This is a genomic window from Streptomyces doebereineriae, assembly GCF_031845645.1.
Classification (GTDB): Bacteria; Actinomycetota; Actinomycetes; order Streptomycetales; family Streptomycetaceae; genus Streptomyces; species Streptomyces canus.
Genome location: NZ_JAVREZ010000003.1, coordinates 49880 through 71737, shown reverse-complemented (window position 1 = coordinate 71737; position 21858 = coordinate 49880). Strand labels below are relative to the sequence as shown.

General features: G+C 72.9%; 17 protein-coding genes. 3 read left to right on the top strand and 14 right to left on the bottom strand.

Annotated features, from left to right (window positions below):
- Positions 1 to 42: 42 nt before the first annotated feature.
- Positions 43 to 1116, top strand: a complete 1074-nt coding sequence (locus RNB18_RS09875; protein ID WP_311713749.1) for a LacI family DNA-binding transcriptional regulator — start codon at positions 43 to 45, stop codon at positions 1114 to 1116.
- On the top strand, positions 1113 to 2978 hold the full coding sequence (locus RNB18_RS09870; protein ID WP_311713748.1) for a DUF2264 domain-containing protein: 1866 nt from the start codon (positions 1113 to 1115) through the stop codon (positions 2976 to 2978). Before RNB18_RS09875 ends, RNB18_RS09870 begins: the two co-directional genes overlap by 4 nt.
- 8 nt (positions 2979 to 2986) lie before the next feature.
- Here RNB18_RS09870 and RNB18_RS09865 read toward each other — a convergent pair whose 3' ends face one another.
- From RNB18_RS09865 to cobM, 7 genes are all read right to left on the bottom strand, one after another.
- A complete protein-coding gene (locus RNB18_RS09865; protein WP_311713747.1) occupies positions 2987 to 3148 on the bottom strand; it encodes a hypothetical protein in 162 nt (53 codons plus the stop codon).
- Positions 3149 to 3748: 600 nt separating this feature from the next.
- Complete coding sequence (cobC, locus tag RNB18_RS09860; protein ID WP_311713746.1) at positions 3749 to 4819, bottom strand: Rv2231c family pyridoxal phosphate-dependent protein CobC; 1071 nt, start codon at positions 4817 to 4819, stop codon at positions 3749 to 3751.
- Positions 4809 to 5738 carry a sirohydrochlorin chelatase gene (locus RNB18_RS09855; protein ID WP_311713745.1) on the bottom strand — a complete coding sequence of 310 codons (930 nt, stop codon included), beginning with the start codon at positions 5736 to 5738 and terminating at the stop codon, positions 4809 to 4811. The genes cobC and RNB18_RS09855 overlap by 11 nt, the downstream gene beginning before the upstream one ends.
- Complete coding sequence (locus RNB18_RS09850) at positions 5735 to 6325, bottom strand: precorrin-8X methylmutase (protein ID WP_311713744.1); 591 nt, start codon at positions 6323 to 6325, stop codon at positions 5735 to 5737. Before RNB18_RS09850 ends, RNB18_RS09855 begins: the two co-directional genes overlap by 4 nt.
- Complete coding sequence (gene cobJ, locus RNB18_RS09845) at positions 6322 to 8004, bottom strand: precorrin-3B C(17)-methyltransferase (protein WP_311713743.1); 1683 nt, start codon at positions 8002 to 8004, stop codon at positions 6322 to 6324. The genes RNB18_RS09850 and cobJ overlap by 4 nt, the downstream gene beginning before the upstream one ends.
- Positions 8001 to 9230 carry a precorrin-6y C5,15-methyltransferase (decarboxylating) subunit CbiE gene (cbiE, locus tag RNB18_RS09840; protein WP_311713742.1) on the bottom strand — a complete coding sequence of 410 codons (1230 nt, stop codon included), beginning with the start codon at positions 9228 to 9230 and terminating at the stop codon, positions 8001 to 8003. The genes cobJ and cbiE overlap by 4 nt, the downstream gene beginning before the upstream one ends.
- Positions 9227 to 10048: a precorrin-4 C(11)-methyltransferase gene (cobM, locus tag RNB18_RS09835; protein ID WP_311713741.1), complete on the bottom strand. Its 822-nt coding sequence runs from the start codon at positions 10046 to 10048 to the stop codon at positions 9227 to 9229. The genes cbiE and cobM overlap by 4 nt, the downstream gene beginning before the upstream one ends.
- Before the next feature lie 95 nt (positions 10049 to 10143).
- On the opposite strand from cobM, the gene RNB18_RS09830 reads away from it, so the two are divergent.
- Complete coding sequence (locus tag RNB18_RS09830; RefSeq protein ID WP_057618235.1) at positions 10144 to 10872, top strand: ZIP family metal transporter; 729 nt, start codon at positions 10144 to 10146, stop codon at positions 10870 to 10872.
- A gap of 32 nt (positions 10873 to 10904) precedes the next feature.
- Here RNB18_RS09830 and cobI read toward each other — a convergent pair whose 3' ends face one another.
- Genes cobI through RNB18_RS09795 form a run of 7 tightly spaced genes read right to left on the bottom strand, consistent with a single transcriptional unit; the run spans position 10905 to position 21806 of the window.
- Positions 10905 to 11651 carry a precorrin-2 C(20)-methyltransferase gene (gene cobI / locus RNB18_RS09825; protein WP_311713740.1) on the bottom strand — a complete coding sequence of 249 codons (747 nt, stop codon included), beginning with the start codon at positions 11649 to 11651 and terminating at the stop codon, positions 10905 to 10907.
- Entirely contained in the window at positions 11636 to 13096 is a 1461-nt protein-coding gene (locus tag RNB18_RS09820) for a cobyrinate a,c-diamide synthase (RefSeq protein ID WP_394817605.1), read from the bottom strand. Before RNB18_RS09820 ends, cobI begins: the two co-directional genes overlap by 16 nt.
- On the bottom strand, positions 13093 to 13692 hold the full coding sequence (gene cobO, locus RNB18_RS09815; RefSeq protein ID WP_057618233.1) for a cob(I)yrinic acid a,c-diamide adenosyltransferase: 600 nt from the start codon (positions 13690 to 13692) through the stop codon (positions 13093 to 13095). Before cobO ends, RNB18_RS09820 begins: the two co-directional genes overlap by 4 nt.
- Positions 13692 to 15683: a putative cobaltochelatase gene (locus tag RNB18_RS09810; RefSeq protein ID WP_311713738.1), complete on the bottom strand. Its 1992-nt coding sequence runs from the start codon at positions 15681 to 15683 to the stop codon at positions 13692 to 13694. The genes cobO and RNB18_RS09810 overlap by 1 nt, the downstream gene beginning before the upstream one ends.
- Positions 15680 to 19336: a cobaltochelatase subunit CobN gene (cobN, locus tag RNB18_RS09805; RefSeq protein WP_311713737.1), complete on the bottom strand. Its 3657-nt coding sequence runs from the start codon at positions 19334 to 19336 to the stop codon at positions 15680 to 15682. Before cobN ends, RNB18_RS09810 begins: the two co-directional genes overlap by 4 nt.
- A complete protein-coding gene (locus RNB18_RS09800; RefSeq protein ID WP_311713736.1) occupies positions 19333 to 20868 on the bottom strand; it encodes a cobyric acid synthase in 1536 nt (511 codons plus the stop codon). The genes cobN and RNB18_RS09800 overlap by 4 nt, the downstream gene beginning before the upstream one ends.
- The gene (locus RNB18_RS09795; protein ID WP_311713735.1) at positions 20865 to 21806 is read right to left on the bottom strand and encodes a cobalamin biosynthesis protein; all 942 of its coding nucleotides are present in this window, start codon (positions 21804 to 21806) and stop codon (positions 20865 to 20867) included. Before RNB18_RS09795 ends, RNB18_RS09800 begins: the two co-directional genes overlap by 4 nt.
- Positions 21807 to 21858 lie beyond the last annotated feature (52 nt).

The window sequence follows — 21858 nt, the reverse complement described above, 5'->3', positions numbered from 1 at the left end:
GCGCCGCCGGAGGAACAGGAGACGCGGGGGATGGAGAACGACATGACGGACACGGGGTCCAGACGGCGGGTCACGATCCGTGACGTCGCCGAGCGCGCGGGAGTGTCGATGGCGACCGCCTCACGCGCGCTCAGCGGCAATCATCCGGTGCCGGCCGCGACCCGGGCCCGTGTCCTGCGTGCCGCCCGCGATCTCGACTACGTCGCCAACGCGCATGCCCGGGCCCTGGTCGGCGGGGGCCGCAAGATGGCCGCCGTCGTCGTCCGGCAGGTCACCAGCCCCTTCTACGCCCAGGTCGCCGAGGGAGTGGAGGCCGAGGCCGCCGACCGCGGGTGGCTGTGCGTGGTCGGGGCGACCGCCGGGGATCCGCAGCGGGAGATGGAGTTCGTGCAACTGATGCGGGAGGAGGGGGCCCGGCTGGTGATCCTCGTCGGCGGGGTCGTCGAGGACGAGGCGTATCGCTCGCGTGTGGCCCACTACGCGCAGGCCCTCGACTCCTCCGGGGCGCGGCTGGTGCTGTGCGGCCGTCCCGCCCCTGACCCCGACATCCCCGCGCTGGTCGTCGAGTTCGACAACGAGGCGGGGGCCCGGGCGATCACCGGGCACCTGCTGTCCGCCGGTCATCGGCGGATCGTCTTTCTCGGGGGGCTGCCCGGGAACACCGCCCTCGACGCGCGCGTCGCGGGATACCGGGCCGCGCTCGCCGAGCACGGGCTGCCCCCGGCGGCCGCGCGGGTCGTCGACTGCGGCCTCGGGCGGGCGGCGGGGTTGCGGGCGATGGCCGAACTGCTCAAGGAGACCAGGGAGTTCACGGCGGTGGTCGCCGGGGACGACATGGTCGCGGCGGGGGCGTTGCGTGCCATCGCCGACGCCGGGCTCGGGGTGCCGGCGGACATCTCCGTCGTCGGCTACAACGACATCCCGCTCGCCGAGGACTTCAACCCACCCTTGACGACGGTCCGGACACCCGCCGAGGAACTCGGCCGCGCCGCCGTACGCATCGCCCTGCGCGACCCCGAACACGCCGCCGGGAGCCGTCATCTGCTGGGCACCCACATCGTCGTGCGCAAAAGCGTCGCCCCACCACCGACCGACGGAGGACTCACCCCCGTATGACCGCGCTGCATGTGTCGCTCCCCGACGACCCGCCGCACCTTGCCGGACTGCCTCCCACCGACTCCCTGCTGTCCCCCCTCACCGGCTGGACCCGTGCCCACTGGGAGGCCGTCGCCGACCGGCTGCTCGACGGGCTCCTGCCCTACGCCACCCCGGGCTTCGCCCAGTACCGGCTGCCCGGGCCGCCCAGTCACTCCGGGGCCTGGTCCGACGGCCTTGAGGGGTTCGCGCGGTCCTTCCTGCTCGCCGCCTTCCGGATCGCCGGGTCGGCGGGGCGGGTCGGCCCCGCGCTCGTCGAGCGGTACGCCGCCGGACTCGCCGCCGGCACCGATCCGCACCACCCCGAGCACTGGCCGGCGATCGCCGACCGTGCCCAGCCGATGGTGGAGGCGGCCTCGATCGCCCTCGCGCTGCACGAGTCCCGGCCCTGGCTGTGGGATCGGCTCGACGACAGTGTGCGGGGCCGAGTGGCCGAGTGGCTCGGCCGGTTCGTCGGGGCGACCGCCAACGACTCCAACTGGCGGCTCTTCCAGGTGATCACGGAGGAGTTCCTGGCCTCCGTCGGCGCCCCGCACAGCCGGGAGGAGATCGACGCCGGCCTCGCCCGGCTGGACGACTGGTACCGGGGCGGCGGCTGGTACACCGACGGGGACGGGAAGAAGTTCGACTACTACAACGCCTGGGCGCTGCACCTGTACCCGGTGCTGTGGGCCCGGATCGCGGGACCGCGCGCCGACCCGGGGACCGTGTCCCGCCACCGCGACCGGCTGCGGGAGTTCCTCGGCGTCCACCGGTACTTCTTCGGCTCCGACGGCGCCCCCGTCCACCAGGGCCGCTCCCTCACCTACCGGTTCGCGGCCGCCGCCCCGCTCTGGGCGGGAGCCCTCGCCGACGCCACCCCGCTGCCGCCCGGCGTCACCCGCCGCCTGGCCTCCGGCACCCTGAAGCACTTCACCGAGCGGGGCGCCCCCGACGAGCGCGGCCTGCTCACCCTCGGCTGGTACCGGCCGTTCGGGGGAGTGCTCCAGCGCTACTCGGGACCCGCCTCCCCGTACTGGGCGAGCAAGGCGTTCCTCGGCCTGCTGCTGCCCGCGGACCACCCGGTGTGGACGGCCCCCGAGGAGCCCGGCCCCGTCGACACCACCGACACCGTCCTCGCCCTGCCCGCCCCCGGGTGGCTGATCCACTCGACCGCTTCCGACGGCATCGTCCGCCTCGTCAACCACGGCACCGACCGCCTTCCGCCCCCGCCCGCGGCCGACGACGACAGCCCGCACTACTCCAAGCTCGCCTACTCCTCCGCCACCGCCCCCGAGACCCCCCTCGGCCCCGACAACCACCTCGCCCTGCTCGCCCCCGACGGCACCCCGTCCCGTCGCGGCCGTATCCACCCGCTGCACTGCGAAGGCGGCAGGGCAGCCTCCTGGCATCTCGCACTCGGGCATCGTGTCGAGACGGTGAGCGTGGTGCACGGGCCGTGGGAGATCCGCGTGCACCGCATCGACCCGGCGGCCGCCGCCCCGGTACGGGAGGGCGGTTGGGCCCTCGCCGACGACACCGCGCCGCCCGTCGTCGAGTCCGGGACAGGCTGGGCACTGGCCCGCCGCGCCGACGGGCTGACCAGCGCCGTCGTAGGGCTGTACGGCTGGGGCGAGGGCGCCGGGACGGTCGTGGCGGCCGAGGACACCAACGCGTACGGGCGGTACTCCGCGACCCCCGTCCTCGAAGGCACCGGCCCGCTTCTGGTCACCCTCGTGATGCTCGGCACCGGCCCGCACACCGGGGCGAGCGCGCGGGTCGATGCCGAGGGGGGTGTGGAGGTGCGGTTTCCGGACGGCGTGCAGGCACGGGTGGAGGCGTAGGGGTGGGGTCAGTTCTTGGCGTCGGAGGTGCCGAAGATCTCCAATTGGCAGGTGCCCGACGGGGAGTAGGCGCCCTTCCGTAGATAGGTGGCCGTGTTGCCCGAACGCAGAAGAGGGCTGGTGATGGGCACCTTCTCTTTGGCGAACGCCTTGTCCACCTGGGGTTTCACCCCGTCCAGCCAGGCTGCGGCGGCCTTCGCGTCGGAGCCCGGGTGGTCGAGACCGACGCAGGCGCGCAGGAACTCCTCGTACCGGGGGGGCGTTCGCGGTCGCCGAGCAGTAGAACTGCCTGAGGTCGCCGGAGAGGTCCCAGATGGCAGCCACTTGAAATTCGCTGTTCTTGGTCGGGTGTGCCTCTCCGCCGACCTGCCAGGCCGGCTCGCTGAAGGTGAGCTTCTGCCGCTTCCTGAGCGTGATGTGCCAGTCGGCCGCGAGTCCCTTGAGGAAGCTCTGCCCGGTGTAGCCCTTCGCCATCACCGCGGACTTCACGTCCGTGGGCACGTCCTGCTTGGCAGCCGGGTACGTCGGCCAGTTGTCGATGCCCGTCGGGCGGGGCTGTGGGCCGACGGCAGCGGCGGCCGCGCTCGGAGAGGCGTCCGCGGTGGGGGTCGTCCCCGAAGACGCGGACGAATGAGCGCGGTCGGTGCCGTGGCCGGCCGAACAGCCGGTCAGGGCCAGCGCGGCGGCGACCAGCACGGCGGCGTACCGGGGGCGGTGGGGCGGGAGATGCATGGTGGGACTCCGCGGAAGGGGGAGAGGGTGCCCGGTCATCAAACCCTTGCCAGCGTCACCGACTGATCCAGGGCCTGCAGAAAGGAGTTGACCGTCGTCCGGTCCCGCACCGCGAGCCGCAGCCACTCCTCGCCGAGCCCCGGGAACGTGTCCCCGCGCCGCACCGCGAAACCGAGATCGCGCAGATGCCGTCGTACGACAGCCGCCTTCGGCAGTCGTACGAGGACGAAGGGGCCCTGTGCCGGCTCGACCACCCGGAGCCCGTCCGAGGCGAACTCCCGCAGCCCGGCGACGAGATGGGCCCGGTCGGTGGCCACGCGGTGGGCCGCGTGGGCGGCCTCCGCCACGGCGCGTGGCTCCATGCAGGCCAGGGCCGCCGCGAGGGCCGGTGTGGAGACCGGCCACAGCGGCTGGGCCCGCTCCAGGGCGGTGATCGTCTCCGGGGCGGCGAGGACGTAGCCGATCCGGAGCCCGGCCAGACCCCAGGTCTTCGTCAGGCTGCGCAGGACGACGAGTCCGGGCACGTCCGTCCGCCCGGCCAGGGCCTCGCGCTCGCCCGGCACCGCGTCCAGGAACGCCTCGTCCACCACCAACGTCCGCCCGGGGCGGGCCAGTTCGGCGATCGTGGCGGCCGGATGCAGGACCGACGTGGGGTTGGTCGGATTGCCGACGACCACCAGGTCGGCGTCCTCGGGGACCGCCGCCGGGTCGAGCCGGAAGCCGTCCTCCTCCCGCAGCAGCACCCGGTCGACGGTGTGCCCGGCATCCCGTAGCGCGGCCTCCGGCTCCGTGAACTGCGGGTGCACCACCACCGGATGACGAATCGTCAGGCCACGGGCGAGCAGCACGAACGCCTCGGCGGCCCCCGCCGTCAGCAGCACGCGTTCCACGGGCACCTCGTGCCGGACCGCCACGGCTGCCCGCGCCGCACGCCCGTCGGGATAGGCGGCGAGCCCGGCCAGCGATCCGGCGATCCGTTCCCGCAGCCAGACCGGGGGAGTGTCCGCGCGGACGTTCACGGCGAGGTCGGTGAGCCGCGCCCCGTCGTCCCGCACCTCGGCGTCGCCGTGGTGCCGCAGGTCGTGGCCGCCGGTTCGGTCAGTGCGCATGGGTGTGGGCGCCGTGGTGGTGGCCGTGGTGGTGATGGTGGCCGTCGTCGTCCGGATGGAAGTGCGGCTGCTGCGGCAGACCCACCTTGTCCTCGAAGCCCGGCAGCGCGATGCGGTACACGCACGAGTCGCAGTTCATCCGCAGATCGCCCTTGACGGCCTCCTCGTACCGCTCCATCACCAGGTCGAGCAGCTCCGGCTCCGGACCGATGACCTCCGCCGAGCGCACCTCGACCTCCGGATGGGCGGCTGCCCAGCCCTCGGTCTGCTGCTTCACCCGGTCCGGCAGGATCCCGGTGAACAGGAAGTAGGGCAGCACGACGATCCTGCGCGCCCCCAGGGCCACACACCGGTCGAGCCCGCTCGGCACGTCCGGCGCGGCCAGCGACACGAACGCGGTCTCCACGCCCGCGTATCCGCGTCCCTCCCACAGCAGCCGGGCCGCCTTGTACACCTCGGCGTTGGCGTCGGGATCGGTGGAACCCCGCCCGACGAGCAGCACGGTCACGTCCGCCCGGTCCATCGGGGTGCGCCCGCCGGTGGCGCCCAGCGCCTCGTCGAGACGCCGCTCCAGGACGTTCAGCAGCGCAGGGTGCGGGCCCAGCGGACGCCCGTAGGTGTACGAGATCCCGGGGTGCCGCTCCTGCTCGCGTGACAGCGCCGCCGGGATGTCGCCCTTGGCGTGTCCGGCGGACACCAGCATCAGCGGTACGGCGGCGAACCGGCGGACACCGCGCTCCACCAGCTCGGCCACCGCGTCGCCCAGCGGCGGCGGGGAGAGCTCGATGAAGCCGCCCGCGACGGGCAGTTCGGGGTGGCGGGCCCCCAGCTCCCGGACGAAGTCACGGAACGCCTCGGCTCCGGCCTCGTCCCGGGTGCCATGACCGGCGATGAGCAGGGCGGGCGGCGGGGTGGTCACGATGTCTCCTCGGAAGGGTGGGTGGGGTGGTACAGCAGGGCGTTGAGCGCCGCGGAGGCGACCGCCGAACCGCCCTTCTCGGACACGTTGCTCACGGCGGGCAGCCCGCTCTCGCGCAACGCGGCCTTGGACTCGACCGCGCCGACGAAGCCGACGGGCAGCCCGATGACGAGCGCCGGTGCCGCGTCCAGGGTCAGCAACTCCTCCAGCGCGGTGGGCGCGTTGCCGATCACCCAGATCGCCCCCGGGCCGACCTGCTCGTGGGCGAGGCGGATGGCGTGGGCCGAACGGGTCAGCCCGGGCCCCGACTCGGCGTCCCTCAGCCGGCAGACGGTCTCCCGCCCGGTGATGCCGGCCGCGACCATCTCCACGTCCGTGACCACGGGCGCGCCGGAGTGCAGCGCGGTGTGCGCCTTCTCCAGTTCGCCCTCGTCCATGACGAGATCGGTGGCGTACTCCAGATCGGCCGCGGAGTGGATGACTCTCTCCACCACGGCCCGGGTCAGCGGCGGGAAGTGCGAGGTGTCCAGGCGGGCGCGCAGCCGCCGGTAGGACTCCACCTCGATCGGGTGGACGACACGGTTCACTTGGCGCCCTCCTGCCAGCGGTAGCCGCGCGGCGTCACCATGCGCCCCGCGATGTCGCGGGTCGCCGTGTTGCCCACGGTCACGACCGTCATCATGTCGACCGTGGCCGGGTCGAGAGCGGCCAGTGTCGTCAGCCGGGCGGACTCGTCCGGCCGCGACGCGTTCCGTACGACACCGACCGGCGTCGCCGGCTCCCGGTGCTCGGCGAGGATCGCCAGCGCCTTGGGCAGCTGCCAGTCCCGGCCCCGGGAACGCGGGTTGTAGAAGGTGACCACGATGTCCGCCTCGGCCGCGGCCCGCACCCGCCGCTCGATGACCTCCCACGGCGTGTGCAGGTCGGACAGGCTGATGGACACGTGGTCGTGGCCCAGCGGAGCACCGAGGAGCGCGGCCGCCGCGAGCGCGGCCGTGACCCCCGGCACCCCGATCACGTCGATGTCGTCGGAGGCCTCGGCGAGCGCGGGGGAGGCCATGGCGTACACGCCGGCGTCCCCGCTGCCGATGAGCGCGACCGCCTGGCCCTTGCGCGCCTCGGCCACGGCGGTCCGCGCCCGCTCCTCCTCGGCCCCGAGCCCCGACTCCAGGATCCGGGTGCCGGGCCGCAGCAGATCACGGATCTGGTCGACGTACTGGTCGAGCCCGACCAGCACCGAAGCGCGCCGCAACTCCGCCTTCGCGCGGGGCGTGAGCAGGTCCCGGGCGCCGGGACCGAGCCCGACGACCGCGAGCCGGCCGCGCGCGGGACGCCGTACGACAGCACAGGTCGCCATGGCGGGCCGCGCGGCCGATTTCCGCTTGGCGACGAGGAGTTCACCGCCGCCGATCAGCGCGGCGGCCTCGGCGACGGACGGGGTGCCCACGGCGGCGAGGGGCGCGTCCGACGGGTTGGGCACCTCGACGGCGGCCAACTCCTCGGCGGAGTAGGTGACCAGGGGCACGCCGAGCCGCTCGGCCGCCGCCACGATCCCCGGCTCCTGAGCCTTGGCGTCCACGGTGGCGAGTTCGGCGACGCTGCGGGCGGACAGCCCTGCCTGTCGCAACGAACCCTCGACCAGCTCCACGATCTCCTCGCTGGGCGCGCCCCTGGAGGCACCCACGCCGACCACGAGGGTGGGCGGACGCAGCACGACCTCCCGCTCGGAGAGCTCGACGAGCCGGTCCGTGACCCGGATGCCGTACGCCCCTTCCCCGGCGACCGGCAGCGGCGGCAGCGGCCAGAGCGACTCGTTGTGCAGGGCGACGGGTTCCCCGTCCAGCAGCGCCCGTGAGACGGCGGCCACCGCGCCCTCCACCGGCAGCCCGAGCGTGTCGAGCCCGGGCACCCCCACCGCGTCGGTCGCCGTCGTCACCACGGGCTCGGCACCCAGCAACTCCCCGGCCTCCCGGGCGAGTTCATTGGCACCGCCGCCGTGCCCGCCGACCAGGGACACGGCGAACCGCCCGCCCTCGTCGACACACACCACACCCGGGTCGCGGGCCTTGTCGCCGAGCAACGGCGCGATCAGCCGTACGACCGCCCCCGTGGCCAGGAAACACACGAGCTGCTCGCACTCCGCGAACGCCCGCCGTACGGCGTCGCCCACGGGCCCGTCGTACACGCGCGTACGGTCCGGCCATGCCGCGGCCAGCCGGTCGCGTGCCGCCGCCCCCGCCGCGGTGGCGGAAATGAGGCCGATCACTGAGCAACTCCTTCACGAGAGACGGGGTTTCTGGCACCCCACAGCAGAAAGACCGGATTGGTCGCCGCGAGCCGGGTCACGTCCCCGGGCAGCGGTGCGAGGCGGGACGACTGGAGCAGTACGCCGTCGCAGTCGAACCCCGCTTCGGTGAGTGCCGCGCGTACGGCGGGCACCCGGTCGAGCGCGGCCATGGCGACGACGACGCTCCGCCGGGCCCGTCGCGCGCACACGGCGACGATGTCGGGCAGTTCGCGTCCACCACCGCCGACGAACACGGCGTCCGGGTCGTCGAGTTCCGCGAGCGCGTCCGGCGCGGACCCGTGCACGATCCGTACGCCGACCTCGTGGGCGGCCGCGTTGGCGCGGATCCGCTCGACGCCGTCGGGCGCCTTCTCGACCGCGACGACGGCGGCGCCGAGCCGCGCGCACTCCACGGCCACGGAACCGGAGCCAGCGCCGACGTCCCACACCAGATCCCCGAGCCGCGGCCCGAGCCGCGCCAGCGCCAGCGCCCGCACCTCGAACTTGGTGATCATCGAGTCCCGGTGGGTGAACTCGCCCTCCTCCAGGGCCCATCGGGCGGGCGGGGCCGCGGGCCCGGCTACCGTGCGCACGGCACCGAGCGCCCGCGACTCGTCGAGACACAGCACGACACTCACCGCCGTACCCCAGTCCCGGGCGGCGGCCTCGGCGGGGGTGACACGCTCGACGCGTTCGTCGTCGGTGCCCAGGGCGGAGGCGACGACGAGAACGCGGGTGTGGGACCTGAGCGCGGCTCCCAGCTCGGCGGGACCCGCCCCCGGCCCCGTCAGCACCGCCACCTTCGGTCGCGCGCGGCACACGTTCACCGCCGTACGGAGATCACGCCCGTGCGCGCTGACCACCACCGCGTCGTCCCACGGCAGTCCGACCCGCGCGAAGGCGGCGGCGACGGAGGAGACCCCGGGCCGCACGTCCAGCGCGGCGGGCCCGAACCGCTCGGCCAGCACCCGCACGATCCCGAAGAACCCGGGGTCGCCGGAGGCCAGCACGACCACCCGCCGTTCCTTCTCCAGGTACTCCGCCACGGTGTCGAGGGCGGGAGCCAGCGGCCCGAGCACGATCCGCTCCGCGGCCTCCGGCAGCCGTACGGCATCCAGGTGCCGCCGCCCGCCGACCACCAGCTCGGCGCCGGCCAGGCACTCCTGGGGCGGCGCCCCCGTCCCCGTACCCACGACCGTGATCATGTGCCGGCACCCCGCGCCGCGCGCAGGGCCCGCCGGGCCTCTGGGTCGGCCTTGCGGTACCCGTGGAAGTGACCGGGGTGGTAGAGGTGCGACCGCGTGCCCTCGGAGTCCAAGGCCGGGCCGACCAGGAAGAGCGTGTGCTTCCAGAGCTTGTGCTCCTTGACGGTCGCCTCCAGCGTCTCGATCGTGCACCGCACGACCAGCTCCTCCGGCCAGGTCGCCTGGTAGGCGACGACGACCGGCGTGGAGGTCGGATAACCGCCCTCGAGCAGCTCCCGCACCAGCTGCCCGCTGCGCGCCGCCGACAGGAAGATCGCCATGGTGGTGCCGTGCTTGGCGAACTCCCGCACCTCCTCGCCGGGCGGCATGGGCGTCTTGCCACCGCCGAGCCGGGTCAGCACGACGGACTGCGCGACCTCGGGGATGGTCAGCTCGCGCTGCGCGAGCGCGGCGACCGCGGAGAACGCCGAGACACCGGGCACGATCTCGGTCTCGATGCCGATCCGCGCACAGCGGTCGAGCTGCTCCTGCGTGCCGCCCCACAGGGCGGGGTCGCCGGAGTGGATCCGGGCGACTTTCAAGCCCTCGTCGCGCGCCCGTTCATACACCGCGACGACGTCCTCGAGCGACATGGTCGCCGAGTCGAGGATCTCCGCGTCCTCGTGCGCGTGCTCGAGGACCTCCGCCTGCACCAGGCTCGCGGCCCAGATCACGACGTCGGCCTCGGCGATGGCGCGCGCGGCCCGGAACGTCAGCAGATCGGCGGCGCCGGGGCCGGCACCGACGAAGGTCACCTTGCCGGTGGGGGCATCGGCCATGGGAATCGGTCCTCTCGTTGCAAAAGGTGTCAAGGGTGTCGCCGGTGCGGTGGCCGGATGTGCGCGAACGGGGGTTGATCGGATACCAAGGCCCTATGGCGGTCTTCGTCGCGCTCGGCGCGTTCCTGATGACGCTGGCCGGCGGCTGGACGGCACAGCGGGTGACCGACCGCCGTCATCTGGTCCTCGGACTGGCCGGCGGCCTGATGCTCGGCGTGGTCGGCCTGGACCTGCTGCCGGAAGCGCTGCACGCGGCCGGCGACGAGGTCTTCGGCGTCCCCGCGGCCCTGCTCCTCTTCGTGGCCGGCTTCCTGCTGGCCCATCTGGTGGAACGTCTGCTGGCCGCCCGTCAGGCGGCGCACGGCGGCGAGGAGAAGGACGGCCGGGCGCCCGAGGTGGGCCTCACGGCAGCCGCCGCGATGGTCGGCCACAGCGCCATGGACGGCGTGGCGATCGGCGCGGCCTTCCAGGTGGGCGGCGGCATGGGTACAGCCGTCGCGCTCGCCGTCGTGGCCCACGACTTCGCGGACGGCTTCAACACGTACACGATCACGAGCCTGTACGGAAACGCCCGCCGCAGAGCGCTGGGGATGCTGTTCGCCGACGCGGCGGCCCCGGTGGTGGGCGCCGCCTCGACGTCGTTCGTGACCATCCCGGAGGGTCTGCTCGGCGGCTATCTCGGTCTCTTCGGCGGCGCGCTGCTCTATCTCGCGGCGGCCGAGATCCTCCCCGAGGCCCACCACGAACACCCCGCCCGCTCGACCCTGCTGTGCACCGTCGCGGGCGTGGGTTTCATCTGGCTGGTGGTGGGCCTGGCCGGCTGAACCGGCGGCTCTGAAGGGGCTCGCGGAGGGTGTCACAACTTGCCACCCCGGGTGCCGTCCCGCCGCGCGGGCGCGATGAGGGTGGAGAGGTACGGCAGGGGAGCCCCGTCGAGCTCACCGGCGGGCCGGATGGACTCGGCCTCCATGCCGAGCGCCGATCCCCATACGGCGTCCTCGATCCGCCCGGTCTCCCTGAGCGCCTCGGCCACCTCACCGGCCAGCCGGCCGAACTTGTACGCGACGACGGTCCCGGGCCCGTTGAGCGCGTCCTTGAGGACGGCGGAACCGGCGGTGACGGGCACCAGCGTGAGCGGCTCGGTGCCCTCGGTCAGTACGGCCCCGGAACGCGCCGCGAGATCCTGCATGGCGGTGATGCCGGGCACGGTCTCGACGACGGCGTCGGGCACGAGCTCGCCGATGGTCTGGGCGAGATAGGTGAAGGTGGAGTAGACGTTGGGGTCGCCGATGGTGGCGAAGGCGACGCACGAGTGGGCGGCGAGCAACTCGGCGACCCGCTCCCCGGCCGCGTCCCAGGCGGCCTCGCGCCGGGCGTGATCACTGCGCTCGTTGAGAGCGAAGACGACCCGGACGATCCTCTCCTGGGGCACGTAGTGCAGAACGGTGGCCTCGGCCCGCCCCTTCTCACCCGTGTCCATGACGGGCACGACGACCACGTCGGCGGCGCGCAGGGCGTTGACACCCTTGACGGTCACCAGCTCCGGATCCCCGGGCCCGACCCCGACCCCGATCAACCTGCTGCTGCTCATGACGTCCGGCACCTCTCCACGAACCGACGGGCGACACCGGGCACCGAGGCCCAGTGCGTGTGCAGATAACTCGCGTGCACACCACGCTGTACAAAACCCTCGAGCCGCCGCCGGGGCACCCGCACACCCCAGGCCGCGGCGTCCCCCGCCTCCGGCTCCACCACGGTCCGGTGGAACTCGTGCCCGCGCATCCGCGTCCCGGCGACGGCCAGCGAACTGTCGCTGACGGCGACGGCGTCCCGATACCCGAGGGTGAGCCGGTCCTCCATCCGGGCCGAGGCATCGAGCACCCCGCACATGGGCTGCCCGTCGAGCTCACGGCACAGATAGAGCAGGCCGGCACACTCGGCGGCGACGGGAGCGCCGGTCTCCGCGAGCGCGGCGACGGCTTTCCGCAGCGGTTCGTTGGCGGACAGCTCGGCGGCGTAGACCTCGGGGAAACCGCCCCCGATGACCAGGCCGGCGGTCCCGTCGGGCAGTTGCTCGTCCCTCAGCGGATCGAAGGGAACGACTTCGGCTCCTGCGGCGGTGAGCAGCTCGGCGTGCTCGGCATACGAGAAGGTGAACGCGGGACCACCGGCTATGGCGATCACCTGCCCATGCGGCGGTTCGTGGCCGGGTGCGGGTCGGTGGGGGCTGGTCGCGCAGTTCCCCGCGCCCCTAGGTGTCTCGGCTCCTCCTCCGGCGTTCGCACAATCCAGCCCCTCCGGCGTTTGAGCCAACACCTCAGCCGCATCCCAAGCCGCACACGACAACGCCCCCGCACCCCGCGCCAGCGAAACCAGCCCCTCGAGGTCACATCCCCGCTCGACCTGCGCAGCCATCGCCGCGACGGCGTCCACCGCCGCCCCCCGCCGCTCGGCGACCGGCACCAACCCCAGATGCCGAGAAGGCGTGTCCACCTGGGCCACCCGCCGCAGCACCCCGAACACCGGCACCCCGGCCGACTCCAAAGCCTCCCGCAGCAACGCCTCATGCCGATCGGACGCGACCTTGTTGAGGATCACGCCCCCCACCCGCACCTCCGGGTCCCACGACGCGAACCCGTGCACCAGCGCGGCAACGGACCGGGACTGCGACGAGGCATCGACGACCAGCACCACGGGCGCCCGCAACAGCTTCGCCACATGAGCCGTGGACGCCAGCTCCCCTTCCCCCGCGGCCCCGTCGAACATCCCCATCACCCCCTCCACGACGGCGATGTCACACCGGCGCGCCCCGTGCAGGAAGAGCGGAGCCACCAGCTCCGGCCCACACAGATACGCGTCGAGATTCCGCCCCACCCGCCCGCTCGCGAGCGCGTGATACCCGGGATCGATGTAGTCCGGCCCCACCTTGTGCGGAGACACGGCGAGCCCCCGCGCGGCGAACGCGGCCATCAACCCCGTGGCAACGGTGGTCTTGCCGCTGCCGGAGGACGGCGCGGCGATGACCAGCCGGGGGACGGAAGCAGTCACCACTCGATGCCCCTCTGCCCCTTCTGCCCGGCGTCCATGGGGTGCTTCACCTTGGACATGTCGGTCACGAGATCGGCGAAGTCGACCAGCTTCTCGGGCGCGTTGCGGCCGGTGATGACCACGTGCTGGGTCCCGGGTCGATTCCTGAGCACATCAAGAACCTCATCCGTGTCCACCCACCCCCAGTGCATCGGGTAGGCGAACTCATCGAGCACATACAGCTTGTACGTCTCGGCGGCGAGGTCCCGCTTGACCTGCTCCCAGCCCTCCCGGGCCTTCTCCTCATTGTCCATCTGGGCGTCGCGCTGCACCCAGGACCAGCCCTCACCCATCTTGTGCCAGTCGACCGACCCGCCTTCCCCGGACGCCCCCAGCACCCGCAGCGCGTTCTCCTCGCCGACCTTCCATTTGGCCGACTTGACGAACTGGAACACTCCGATGGGCCACCCCTGATTCCAGGCCCGCAGGGCAAGCCCGAAAGCGGCGGTCGACTTCCCCTTGCCGATGCCCGTGTGCACCACCACCAACGGCCGATTACGACGCTGACGAGTCGTCAGTCCATCCTCCGGCACCACACTCGGCTGTCCCTGAGGCATTACGCGGCCCTCCTCTGTACGTCCTTCACCAGTCCGGCGATCGAGTCGGCCCGCAACTCGTCCAACGTCACCGCCGTACCGTCCAGTTCACCCGCGAGCTGCCCGGCGAGCCCCAGCCGCACCGGCCCGGACTCACAGTCGACGACGACGGAGGCGACGCCGTCCGCGGCGAACAGCCGAGCCGCCCGCCCCGCGAGCGCGACCGGCTCGGGCCCACCGGTGGCCCGCCCGTCCGTCACCACGACGACCAGCGCCCGCCGCGCGGGATCCCGCAGCCGCTCCACCCGCAGCACCTCGTGCGCCCGCAGCAGCCCGGCCGCGAGCGGAGTACGCCCACCGGTCGGCAAGGTCTCAAGCCGGGCTGCCGCGGCGTCCACCGACGACGTGGGCGGCAGGGCGACCTCCGCCGCCGAACCCCGGAACGTCACAAGCCCCACCTTGTCCCGCCGCTGATACGCGTCGAGGAGCAGCGACAGCACGGCCCCCTTCACCGCACTCATCCGCTGCCGCGCCGCCATCGACCCCGAGGCGTCGACGACGAACAGCACGAGATTCCCCTCGCGCCCCTCCCGCGTCGCCTGCCGCAGATCGTCACGCCGGACGACGAGCCCACGCCCCGTCCGCCCCCGTGCCCGCTGATGCGGGGCGGCCGCCTGCACGGTGGCCGCCAAGTGCAGCTTGGTCAGGGCCCCTCGGGGTCGCCGGGCACCGGTCGTCCGCCCGTGCTCGGTCCGCGCACGGGACCGCCGCCCGGCAGCGCCGTCGCCGAGCCCGGGCACGCTGAGCACCTTGGTACGAAAGGGCTCGGAAGCCCGTGCGGCGGACTGCTCCCCGGAACCGGCACCGGACGCCTGCGGCTCGCCGCCGTCCCCCGCCTCCGGCTGGGCACCGGAACCCCCATCGGCCTGCGGCCCGTCGGACGACGGCGGCTGCCCGCCGCCCCCACCGGGCCCGTCCGGGTCGGGATCCTCGTCGCCCTCGCCGCTGAACTCCTCCAGCGTCTCGTCGAGCTTGTCCTCGTCGAGTCCCGGCGCGTCGAAAGGATTACGGCGGCGGCGGTGCGGCAGCGCGAGGAGCGCGGCCTGCCGCACGTCCTCCGCGAGCACATCGGTCCGCCCGGCCCACGCCGCCAGCGCGGTCGCCGTGCGCGCCATCACGATGTCGGCCCGCATGCCGTCCACCTCGAACGCGGCACAGGTCGCCGCGATCTGCCGGAGCGCCCCGTCGCCAAGCCGCACCGAAGGCAGCAACTCCCGCGCGGCGACGATCCGTTGCCGTACGGCACGCTCCTCGTCCGCCCAACGCGCCGCGAACCCCGCCGGATCGTCGTCGTACGCGAGCCGCCGCCGCACGACCTCCACCCGCTGGTCCACCTCCCGCGAGGCCGCGACCTCGACGGTCAGCCCGAACCGGTCGAGCAACTGCGGCCGCAGCTCGCCCTCTTCGGGGTTCATGGTGCCGACGAGCAGGAACTTCGAGGCGTGCCGCACCGAGACGCCCTCCCGCTCGACATACGACGCCCCCATCGCGGCGGCGTCGAGGAGCAGGTCGACCAGGTGGTCGTGGAGGAGGTTGACCTCGTCGACGTAGAGGATCCCGCGGTGCGCGTCGGCGAGGAGTCCCGGCTCGAAGGCCTTCACGCCCTCCGCGAGCGCCCGCTCGATGTCGAGGGCGCCGACGAGCCGGTCCTCGGAGGCGCCGACGGGGAGTTCGACCATGCGGGAGGGGCGCATGCCGCCGTTGCCCGTCTCGTGCGGACCGTCCGGGCAGGACGGGTCCGGCGCGGCGGGGTCACAGGAGAAACGGCAGCCGGGGACGACGGCGACCTCGGGCAGCAGCGCCGAGAGCGCGCGGACCGCCGTCGACTTGGCGGTGCCCTTCTCGCCGCGCACCAGCACACCGCCGACCGCCGGTGACACGGCGTTCAGCAGCAGCGCGAGCCGCAGGTCCTCCTGGCCGACGACGGCCGTGAACGGAAACGGGGTACTCACTTCTCGTCACCCTCCAAGTCGCCCTCGAGCTCCAGGTACATGGCCCGCAGCCGCTCCAGCGTGTCCGCGTCCGGCTCGGCCCACAGTCCACGGTCGGCGGCCTCCAGGAGCCGCTCCGTGATGCCCCGCAGCGCCCAGGGGTTGGACTTCTTCATGAAGTCCCGGTTCTCCGGGTCGAAGACGTACTCCGCGCTGAGCTTCTCGTACATCCAGTCGTCGACCACGCCCGCCGTGGCGTCGTAGCCGAAGAGGTAGTCGACGGTCGCCGCCATCTCGAAGGCGCCCTTGTAGCCGTGCCGGCGCATGGCCGCCATCCAGCGCGGGTTGACGACCCGGGCCCGGAAGACCCGGTGCGTCTCCTCGCCGAGCGTCCGCGTCTTCACCTGGTCGGGCGTGGCCGAGTCACCCACGTACGCCTCGGGGTTGGCGCCCGTGAGGTGGCGCACCATGGCGACCATGCCGCCGTGGTACTGGAAGTAGTCGTCGGCGTCGACCAGGTCGTGCTCGCGGGTGTCGACGTTCTTCGCGGCGACGTTGATCCGCTTGAACGCCATCTCCATGTCCCCGCGCGCCGCCCGCCCGTCCAGCCCACGCCCGTAGGCGTAGCCGCCCCACACCGCGTACACCTCGGCGAGGTCGGCGTCCGAGCGCCAGTTGCGGGCGTCGATCAGCGGCAGCAGACCGGCACCGTACGCCCCCGGCTTGGACCCGAAGATCCGGGCCGTCGCCCGCCGCCGGTCACCGTGCTCGACGGTGTCCTCGTCGGCGTGCGCCTTCACGAAGTTCTGGTCGGCCGGCTCGTCCAGCTCGGCGACCTTGCGGACGGCGTCGTCGATCAGGCCGACGACGTGCGGGAACGCGTCCCGGAAGAAGCCGGAGATACGGACCGTGACGTCGATACGCGGACGGCCGAGCTCGCTCAGGGGAACGACCTCGAAGCCGGTGACCCGCCGCGAGGCCTCGTCCCACACCGGACGGCAGCCCAGCAGCGCGAGGATCTCGGCGATGTCGTCGCCCTGCGTACGCATCGCGGACGTACCCCAGACCGTGAGCCCCACGGATTTCGGGTACTCCCCGGTGTCGGCCAGGTACCGCTGCACGAGCGAGTCGGCGAGCGACTGCCCGACCTCCCAGCTCAGCCTGGACGGAATGGCCTTGGGGTCGACGGAGTAGAAGTTCCGGCCGGTCGGCAGGACGTTGACGAGACCGCGGGTCGGCGAGCCGGAAGGCCCGGCCGGGACGTAACCGCCGTCCAGGGCCTTGAGGATGTGCTCGATCTCGTCCGTCGTACGGGCCAGCCGGGGCACGACCTCGGTGCAGGCGAACTCCAGCACGGCGACGGCCTCGGGGAGTTCGGTGCCGAGGACGTCACGCACCAGACCCGGGACGGCCGTCACGTCCCAGGAGACGGCCTCCATGCCCTCCGCGACCCGACGGCACAGCTGCTCCAGCAGATCGATCGCGTCGGCGGCGCTGCGCGAAGGACCGTCGACGAGGTCGGAGAGCTCGACCGGAACCTTCACCGGTGCACCGGGCTCGGCCAGCAACTCCTTCTCGACCAGGCCGAAATGCTCCGCCAGCGAAGCCCGCAGCCCCGGCAGGGCGTTCGCCTGTCCGCCCCACACCTGCGAGGCGCGCAGCACGGCGAGCACGAGGTTGACCCGGGCCTCGTCGACCGGACCGCCGCCGAGGATGTGCAGCCCGTCCCGGATCTGCACGTCCTTGATCTCGCACAGATAGCCGTCGATGTGCATGACGAACTCGTCGAACGCCGCGTCGTCCGGCTGCTCGTCCACATGCAGGTCGTGGTGGAGCTCGGCCGCCTTGACCAGCGTCCAGATCTGGGCGCGCACGGCCGGGGCCTTGGCCGGGTCCAGGTCGGAGACGAGCGCGTACTCGTCGAGGAGCTGCTCCAGCTTGGCGAGGTCGCCGTAGGTGTCGGCCCGCGCCATCGGCGGCACGAGGTGGTCGACCACGGTGGCGTGACCGCGCCGCTTGGCCTGGGTGCCCTCGCCGGGGTCGTTGACGATGAAGGGATAGATCAGCGGCAGTTCACCGAGCACGGCATCCGGCGCACAACCCCCGCTGAGACCGAGGCCCTTGCCCGGCAGCCACTCCATCGTGCCGTGCTTGCCCATGTGGACGATCGCGTCGGCACCGAAAGAGTTCTCGAGCCACCGGTACGCGGCCATGTAGTGGTGGGACGGCGGCATGTCCGGGTCGTGGTAGATCGCGATCGGGTTCTCCCCGAAGCCGCGCGGCGGCTGGATCATCACGACGACGTTCCCGAACTGGAGTGAGGCCAGCACGATGTCGTCCCCGTCGACGTACAGCGAGCCCGGCGGCTCACCCCACGCGTCCACCATGGCCTGACGAAGCCCCGGCTCCAGCTTGTCGAACCAGGCCCGGTAGTCGGCGAGCGGCACCCGCGCGGGAGCCGACGCCAGTTGGTCCTCGGTCAGCCACTCGACGTCGTGTCCGCCGGCCTCGATCAGCCGGTGGATGAGCTCGTCGCCGTTGTCGGGGTACCCCTCGGCGACGTACCCGGCGTCCCTGAGTGAGTCCAGCACCCGCACCGCCGAAGCGGGCGTGTCGAGGCCCACCGCGTTGCCGACCCGCGAGTGCTTGGTCGGATACGCGGTGAAGACCAGCGCGAGCTTCTTCTCGGCGTTCGGCTTGTGCCTCAACTCCGCGTGCCGTACGGCGATCCCGGCGACCCGCGCGGCCCGCTCGGGGTCCGCCACGTACACCGGGACGTCGTCGGGCCCCTGCTCCTTGAAGGAGAACGGCACGGTGATCAGCCGTCCGTCGAACTCCGGGATCGCGACCTGCATGGCCGCGTCCATGGGGGAGAGGGCGGCGTCCGACTCCTCCCACGCGGCCCTGGACGACGTGAGGCAGAGCCCTTGCAGCACCGGCACGTCGAGGTCGGCCAGCGCCCCGATGTCCCACGCTTCCTCGTCACCGCCTGCCGAGGCCTGCGAGGCGTGGGTGCCGCCGGCGGCGAGGACGGTGGCGACGAGGGAGTCGGCCCGGGCGAGGAGCTCGTAGAGCCCGGCGTCGGCACCGCGCAGTGAACCGCAGTACACGGGAAGGGCGTTGGCGCCCCGCGCCTCGATCGCGTCGCACAGGGTGTCCACGAAGGCGGTGTTGCCGCTGAGTTCATGCGCCCGGTAGAAGAGCACACCGACCGTCGGGCGGCCGTTGTCCGGCGCAAGCGGGCCATGGACGCCGTACTCCGGCATCTTCTGCGGCTCGGCGAACCCCTCGCCGGTCAGCAGCACGGTGTCGGACAGGAACCGGGCGAGTTCCTCCAGGTTCGCGGGACCGCCCTCGACGAGGTACCTGAGCGCCTCGGCCACGACACCGGCCGGTACGGACGACTCGGCCATCAACTCGGCGTCCGGCACCGTCTCTCCGCCGAGCAGGACGGTCGGGACGCCGGAAGCCTTCAGCGCGGCGAGCCCGTCCTCCCAGGCCCGCTTGCCGCCGAGCAGCCGTACGACGGCGATGTCCGCGCCGTCCAGGAGCGCGGGCAGCTCGTCCGTGACGTCGATGCGGGTCGGGTTGCCGATCCGGTACTCGGCACCGGAGGCGGCCCGGGCCGCCAGCAGATCCGTGTCTGCGGTGGACAACAACAACACTGTGCTCATGCGGGCGCTCCCGGTGGAATGAAAGGCAGTCCTTGCGGCGCACCGGACTCGATGAGCCGCCACAGCGCGTCCGTGTCCGCGTGCTGTTCGATCAGGTCGCCGAGCCGGTCGAGCTGCTCCTCGCGCAGCGCGGCGAACGAGGTGTGGGGGTCCGGCACGAACCGGCGGCCCGCGGCGGCCGCCACCTCCCGCAGGAAGGCCCGCCGGAACCCGTCCGACTCCAGCGAGCCGTGCCAGTGGGTCCCCCAGGTCTGGCCGACGCGGCAGCCGTCCAGGCTGTGTCCTTTGTCATCAGAGATGAACGCTTGGCCCCCGTGGATGTCGGCGACCCCGTGATGGATCTCGTATCCCGTGACGTGCTCGCCGAGGGCTTCGCCCTCCGGCCGGGTCAGGGTCTTCTCCCGCGCGAACCGCACCCTGACGGGAAGGACTCCGAGCCCCTCGACGTGCCCCTGCCGGCTCTCGATCTCGTCCTCGATGTGCTCGCCGAGGATCTGGAAGCCACCGCAGATGCCGAGCACCGGGCGTCCCTGCGCGGCCCTGGTGACGAGGGCGTCGGCCAGCCCGCGCTCCCGCAGCCACTCAAGCGCACGTACGGTCCCACGGGTTCCCGGAATCACGACGAGGTCGGCGTCCGCCAGTTCCTCCGCCCGGTCCACGAACCGCACCACCACACCGGGTTCGGCGGCCAGGGCGTCCACGTCGGTGAAGTTGGACATCAGCGGAATCGCACAGACGGCGACCCGCAGCACGTCCTCGCCCACCGGAGGGCTCACCGAGGACTCCCGGACCGTCCCCCGCAGGGACACCCGCAGCCCGTCCTCCTCGTCGATCCCGAGCCCGTGCCGGAAGGGCAGAACGCCGTACGTGCGGCGCCCGGTGAGGCCGTGGAGCATGTCCAGCCCCGGCTCCAGCAGCGAGACATCCCCCCGGAACTTGTTGACGAGGAACCCTGCGACGAGCGACTGGTCCTCGGGGGACAGCAGCGCGACGGTCCCGAAGAAGGAGGCGAAGACACCCCCGCGGTCGATGTCGCCCACGACCAGCACGGGCAGCCCGGCGTTCCGGGCGATCCCCATGTTGACGATGTCGGTACGCCGCAGGTTGATCTCGGCCGGACTGCCGGCCCCCTCACAGATCACCGCGTCATACGTGCCCCGCAACTCGCCGAGACAGTCGAGCACGGTCCCGAGAAGCTTCTGCTGCCGCCCGCCGTGATAACCGCGGGCGCTCAACTCCCCGACCGGCTTCCCGAGCAGCACGACCTGACTGCTCTGCTCACCACCGGGCTTGAGCAGCACGGGATTCATCAGCGCGGTGGGCTCGACCCGGCAGGCCTGCGCCTGCATGGCCTGGGCCCGCCCGATCTCGGCGCCCTCGCGGGTGACGAAGGAGTTGAGGGACATGTTCTGCGCCTTGAACGGCGCGACCTTCACCCCCTGCCGCACCAGCCAACGGCAGATCCCGGCGGTGACGACACTCTTGCCGGCGTCCGAGGTGGTTCCGGCGACGAGAAGACCCCCGCCACTCATGCCGTACGCCCCTTCACGAAGGCCCGCGCGGCGACCCCGACGCCGAGCGCGAGCAGCCCTACGCGCCGTGACAGCCGTACGGCGCGCTCGATGTCGTACGTGGCGACGGCGCGCCCTCGTTGATTCAGCACCGGCCGATGCTCGACCCGCCCCGCGTACGAGAGGGTCCCTCCCAGCCGGACACCCAGCGCCCCCGCGAACGAGGCCTCGACGGGCCCGGCGTTGGGGCTCGGATGCTTCGGTGCGTCCTCCCGCCAGGCCCGCACGGCACCGCGCGGACTGTCACCGGCCAGGGCGGCGAGTACCGCGGTCAGCCGCGCCCCCGGCCACCCGGCGAGGTCGTCGAGCCGGGCCGAAGCCCACCCGAAGCGGCGGTAGATGACCGACCTGTGCCCCACCATGGCGTCGAGCGTGTTCACGGCCCGGAACCCGAGCAGCCCCGGCACCCCGGCGACGGCCCCCCACACGAGCGCCCCCACGACGGCGTCGGAGGTGTTCTCGGCGACGGACTCCACGACGGCCCGCGCGATCCCGTCGGCGTCGAGAGCCTGAGGATCGCGCCCACACAGATGCGGCAGCCGGTCCCGGGCCGCCTCGACGTCTCCGGCCTCCAGCGCCCGCCCGATGACCCGGGCCTCCCGCACGAGTGAAGTCCCGCCCACGACGGCCCAGGTGGCGGCGGCGGTGAGGGCGACGGAAGCGGTACGGGACGGACGTACGACGTTCTCCGCCACGGCACCGAGCCCCACCGCACCACCCACACACACGGCGGTGTGCAGCGCACCCCAGCCCCGGTGGTCCCGCCACAACATCCGCTCCACGGCGCCCGCGGTCCGTCCGAACGCGGCGACCGGATGCCCACGACGGGGGTCACCGAGCAGAAGGTCACCGATCAGACCGGCGGCGGCGCCGTACGCGAAGACGCGATCGGCACGCACCGGCTCAGCCGATCGCGGGGTCGTTCAAGTGCCTGGAACTGCAGGTGGATCG